This window comes from Streptomyces sp. NPDC006733 (assembly GCF_040636125.1).
Lineage (GTDB): Bacteria > Actinomycetota > Actinomycetes > Streptomycetales > Streptomycetaceae > Actinacidiphila.
The window spans coordinates 1-5264 of sequence record NZ_JBEYJD010000113.1; the positions used below are offsets into that span (position 1 = coordinate 1).

Sequence of the window (5264 nt, forward strand, 5' to 3'; positions counted from 1 at the left end):
TGGACTCCCTCCTCCGCCTTGCGATCGCACGCACCAGACCCCGCCGACCCCGCCCTCCGGGCGGACGACGCCGATGTGAAGACACTCCCTAGGCCAGGCAACCCGACGGGAACGGCCGAAAAACGCGTCCGGCCCGTGACCGGGACGGAGGTCCTCGGGCACGGGCCGGAGCCGTACAGAGCGGGCGACGGGAATCGAACCCGCGTAGCTAGTTTGGAAGACTAGGGCTCTACCATTGAGCTACGCCCGCAGCGCCACAGATTCTGGCACACCGCATCGTAGCGGCTCGTACGCCCCCGCCGCACACCGGTTGATCCGGGCGCGGGGCGCGGCCGGAATTCAGTTGAAGTCGCGACGGAATATTGGCCGCCCGCGCGTACCAGGCCATGTAGCCTACGTCTCGCACCAGCGGGGTGTGGCGCAGCTTGGTAGCGCGTCCGCTTTGGGAGCGGAAGGCCGTCGGTTCGAATCCGGCCACCCCGACCAGATGACTTTGCCGAGCGGGACGGGCGTGCCCGTCGTACCGGTACTATGCAATGGCGCCTGTATACGGGGCGACGTAGGGGCGCAGTCCCCGAGTAGTACGTCTCGTCGGCCGCCGGTTCCGCTCTCATGGTGGGAACCGGGTGTTGGCGCGATTTCTGAAGCCCCTGATGTCAGCCCCAAGGAGACCCAACCGTGAAGAGCGCCGTCGAGACTCTGAACCCGACCCGGGTTCGACTCACTGTCGAGGTGCCCTTCGAGGAGCTCAAGCCCAGCCTCGACGCGGCCTACAAGAAGATCAACCAGCAGGTCACGGTGCCGGGCTTCCGTAAGGGCAAGATCCCCGCGCGCGTCATCGACCAGCGGTTCGGTCGCGGCTCGGTCCTCGAAGAGGCCATCAACGACGCACTCCCGAAGTTCTACACGGAGGCTGTCAGCGAGGGTGAGCTGAACGTCCTCGGCCAGCCCGACGTCGACATCACCGAGTTCAACGACGGCCAGGACCTCAAGTTCACCGCCGAGGTCGACATCCGTCCGGCGATCGAGATCCCGGACTACTCCGGCATCGAGGTCACCGTCGACGCCCTCGAGGTGTCGGACGAGGACGTGGACAAGTCGCTGGAGCAGCTCCGCGAGCGCTTCGCCTCGACCACGCCGGTCGAGCGCGCCGCCGCCGAGGGCGACGTCGTGGTCCTGGACCTCGAGGCGTCCGTGGACGGCGAGGTCCTCGAGGACGGCGTCGCCCAGGGCGTCAGCTACACCATCGGCTCCGGCCAGCTGCTCGAAGGCATCGACGAGGCCGTCACCGGCCTCGAGGCCGGCGGCACCGCCACCTTCGAGTCCGAGCTCAAGGGCGGCTCCGCCGCCGGCAAGACCTCCTCGGTCAAGGTGGACGTGACGTCCGTCCAGGCCCGCGAGCTGCCCGCGCTGGACGACGACTTCGCCCAGCTGGCGAGCGAGTTCGACACCCTCGAGGAGCTGCGCGCGGACAGCGTCAAGCGCCTGGAGAACATGAAGCGCTACGACCAGGCCACCCAGGCCCAGGAGAAGGTGCTCGACGCCCTCCTGGAGCTGGTCGAGGTCCCGATGCCGGAGAAGCTCCTGGCGGACGAGATCCAGACCCGCAAGCACAACCTGGAGCACCACCAGTTCCCGGCCCTGGGCCTGGACTGGGACAGCTACCTGGAGCGCGAGGGCAAGACCGCCGAGGAGCACGACGCGGAGCTCGGCGCGCAGGCCACCAAGGGCATCAAGACCCAGTTCATCCTGGACGAGCTCGTCTCCAAGGAGCAGCTGTCGGTCAACCAGGAGGAGCTCACCGAGCACCTCATGCGCCGTGCCGCCTCCTCGGGCATGAGCCCGGACCAGTTCGCCCAGGCCGTCGTCGAAGGCGGCCAGGTGCCGATGCTCGTCGGCGAGGTCGCCCGCGGCAAGGCGCTCGCCGTCGTCGTCGAGGCCGCCAAGGTCACCGACACCAACGGTGAGCCGGTCGACCTGGACGACGAGGTCGAGGACGAGGGTGCCGTGACGGTGGAGGCCGGTTCCGACGAGGACGCCGCCGCCGACGAGACCGCCGACGAGGCGACCTCCGACAAGGCCTGACCCGTTCGCACGACGGGCCCGGACGCGAAGCCGCGTTCGGGCCCGTTTTGCTTACCCGGGTGGTGAGCCTGCGCTCACAGCGAACAGTTTCGCGTAGGGGATTGCTGGGCCCCACCTGCGCGTTAGGGTCCAAGGAAGGATGGCGGGGGACTGGCTCCCCGGCCGCCAGAAAAGACGCGAAGACGCGAAGACGAAGACGCTGAGACGGCCCCGGGCCGTCCGACAACGAGCAGGTGGATACGTGACGACTCCGATGCCTTCCGCCGCCGGCGAGCCGACCATCGGTGGACTCGGCGACCAGGTCTACAACCGACTGCTCAACGAGCGGATCATCTTCCTCGGCCAGGCGGTCGACGACGATATCGCCAACAAGATCACCGCGCAGCTGCTTCTCCTCGCCGCTGACCCGGACAAGGACATCTACCTCTACATCAACTCGCCCGGCGGCTCCGTGACGGCCGGCATGGCGATCTACGACACGATGCAGTTCATCAAGAACGACGTCGTGACGATCGCCATGGGCCTCGCCGCCTCGATGGGCCAGTTCCTGCTCACCGCGGGCACCCCCGGCAAGCGCTTCGCGCTGCCGAACACCCGGATCCTGATGCACCAGCCCTCCGCGGGTCTGGGCGGCTCCGCCACGGACATCAAGATCCAGGCCGAGCAGCTGCTGCACACCAAGCGGCGGATGGCCGAGCTCATCGCGCAGCACAGCGGCCAGAGCGTCGAGCAGATCACCAAGGACTCCGACCGCGACCGCTGGTTCTCCGCCGAGGAGGCCACCGCGTACGGCCTGCTGGACGGGGTCATGCTCACCGCCTCCGGCGTTCCGGGCGGTGGCGGCACCGGGGCTGCCTGAGCACCTCAGGACCCCTCCGCCGAACCCGCCCAGCCCACTGCTCATCACCAGGACGGTGAAAGTGAACTCCCTGAATTTCCCCGGTAGCGGCCTCTACGAGCGCACGATGGCCGAGGCGCCCGGTGTGCTCGGCGCCGAGGCCCGCTACATCATCCCGCGCTTCGTCGAGCGCACCTCGCAGGGCGTGCGCGAGTACGACCCGTACGCGAAGCTCTTCGAGGAGCGCGTCATCTTCCTCGGCGTGCAGATCGACGACGCGTCGGCCAACGACGTCATGGCGCAGCTGCTGTGCCTGGAGTCGATGGACCCGGACCGCGACATCTCCGTCTACATCAACTCGCCCGGTGGCTCGTTCACGGCCCTCACGGCCATCTACGACACCATGCAGTTCGTGAAGCCGGACATCCAGACGGTCTGCATGGGCCAGGCGGCCTCCGCCGCGGCCGTGCTGCTCGCGGCCGGCAGCCCCGGCAAGCGGATGGCGCTGCCGAACGCCCGGATCCTGATCCACCAGCCGTACAGCGAGACCGGCCGGGGCCAGGTCTCCGACCTGGAGATCGCGGCCAACGAGATCATCCGGATGCGCGCGCAGCTGGAGGAGATGCTCTCCAAGCACTCCACCACGCCGATCGAGCAGATCCGCGAGGACATCGAGCGCGACAAGATCCTGACCGCCGAGGAGGCCCTCGCATACGGTCTCGTCGACCAGATCGTCTCCACCCGCAAGACCTCCGCGTCGGTCTGACGCGCAGGTCGCGGTACCCCTGCGGGGCACTGTAGTGCGGAAGCGTTACCGCCCTCCTTGGACTGAGTAGGTCCAAGGGGGGCCCGCACGGGGGGCGCGGCAAGGTACCGTCGATGAGAGAAGCACCAGGTTCCGTTGGACTAGGCGGATCCCAGGCGAAGGGGAAACACCTCGTGGCACGCATCGGTGACGGCGGCGACCTGCTCAAGTGCTCGTTCTGCGGCAAGAGCCAGAAGCAGGTGAAGAAGCTCATCGCAGGGCCTGGTGTGTACATCTGCGATGAGTGCATCGATCTCTGCAACGAGATCATCGAGGAGGAGCTGGCCGAGTCCTCCGAAGTCCGCTGGGAGGACCTGCCCAAGCCCCGGGAGATCTACGAGTTCCTGGAGAGCTACGTCGTCGGCCAGGAGCCGGCGAAGAAGGCCCTCTCGGTCGCGGTCTACAACCACTACAAGCGGGTGCAGGCCGGCGAGAACAGCGGCGGCCGGGGCCATGACGACGCCATCGAGCTCGCCAAGTCCAACATCCTGCTCCTCGGCCCCACCGGCTCCGGCAAGACGCTGCTCGCGCAGACCCTCGCCCGGATGCTGAACGTGCCGTTCGCGATCGCCGACGCCACCGCGCTCACCGAGGCGGGCTACGTCGGCGAGGACGTCGAGAACATCCTGCTCAAGCTGATCCAGGCGGCCGACTACGACGTCAAGAAGGCCGAGACCGGGATCATCTACATCGACGAGATCGACAAGGTCGCCCGCAAGAGCGAGAACCCGTCGATCACCCGCGACGTGTCCGGCGAGGGCGTGCAGCAGGCGCTGCTGAAGATCCTCGAGGGCACGACGGCGTCGGTGCCGCCGCAGGGCGGGCGCAAGCACCCGCACCAGGAGTTCATCCAGATCGACACCACGAACGTGCTGTTCATCGTGGGCGGTGCCTTCGCGGGCCTGGAGAAGATCATCGAGTCACGGGCCGGCGCCAAGGGCATCGGCTTCGGCGCGACGATCCGCTCCAAGCGCGAGATCCAGGCCGCGAACCAGTTCCAGGAGATCATGCCGGAGGACCTGGTGAAGTTCGGGATGATCCCCGAGTTCATCGGCCGCCTGCCGGTCATCACCTCCGTGCACAACCTGGACCGTGAGGCGCTGCTGCAGATCCTCGTGGAGCCGAAGAACGCGCTGGTGAAGCAGTACCAGAAGCTCTTCGAACTCGACGGTGTGGAGCTGGAGTTCGAGCACAGCGCGCTGGAAGCCATCGCCGACCAGGCGATCCTCCGCCAGACCGGCGCGCGCGGGCTGCGCGCCATCATGGAGGAGGTGCTGATGTCCGTGATGTACGAGGTGCCGTCCCGCAAGGACGTCGCCCGAGTCGTCATCACCGACGAGGTCGTGCACTCGAACGTCAACCCGACCCTGGTGCCGCGCGAGCCGCGCATCATCGGCAAGGGCGAGCAGAAGAGCGCCTGACACCCGGTACGTCGAAGGGGGCCGCCCGGCAGTCGCCGGGCGGCCCCCGTGGTGTGGCGCGGGGTATTATTGGAGCGGGTATAGGTGCGGTTCTTGGGCGGGGGGGGGGCCCCCG

At 67.7% G+C, this 5264-nt stretch carries 4 protein-coding genes and 2 tRNA genes; 5 read left to right on the forward strand and 1 reads right to left on the reverse strand.

The window, feature by feature from the left end:
- Positions 1–179: 179 nt before the first annotated feature.
- Positions 180–250 (reverse strand) — tRNA-Gly (locus ABZ721_RS40765).
- A 159-nt stretch (positions 251–409) separates the two neighbouring features.
- Between ABZ721_RS40765 and ABZ721_RS40770 the strand changes: the two genes are divergently transcribed.
- The 5 genes from ABZ721_RS40770 (at position 410) to clpX (ending at position 5149) form a co-directional block, all read left to right on the forward strand.
- Positions 410–486 (forward strand) — tRNA-Pro (locus ABZ721_RS40770).
- Positions 487–678: 192 nt separating this feature from the next.
- Positions 679–2085 carry a trigger factor gene (tig, locus tag ABZ721_RS40775; protein ID WP_358793903.1) on the forward strand — a complete coding sequence of 469 codons (1407 nt, stop codon included), beginning with the start codon at positions 679–681 and terminating at the stop codon, positions 2083–2085.
- A 253-nt stretch (positions 2086–2338) separates the two neighbouring features.
- Positions 2339–2944 carry an ATP-dependent Clp protease proteolytic subunit gene (locus ABZ721_RS40780; RefSeq protein ID WP_250992997.1) on the forward strand — a complete coding sequence of 202 codons (606 nt, stop codon included), beginning with the start codon at positions 2339–2341 and terminating at the stop codon, positions 2942–2944.
- 106 nt (positions 2945–3050) lie between these two features.
- Complete coding sequence (locus ABZ721_RS40785; RefSeq protein WP_138357777.1) at positions 3051–3689, forward strand: ATP-dependent Clp protease proteolytic subunit; 639 nt, start codon at positions 3051–3053, stop codon at positions 3687–3689.
- Between the two features lie 173 nt (positions 3690–3862).
- Complete coding sequence (gene clpX / locus ABZ721_RS40790) at positions 3863–5149, forward strand: ATP-dependent Clp protease ATP-binding subunit ClpX (protein WP_358793904.1); 1287 nt, start codon at positions 3863–3865, stop codon at positions 5147–5149.
- The last annotated feature ends 115 nt before the right edge of the window (positions 5150–5264 follow it).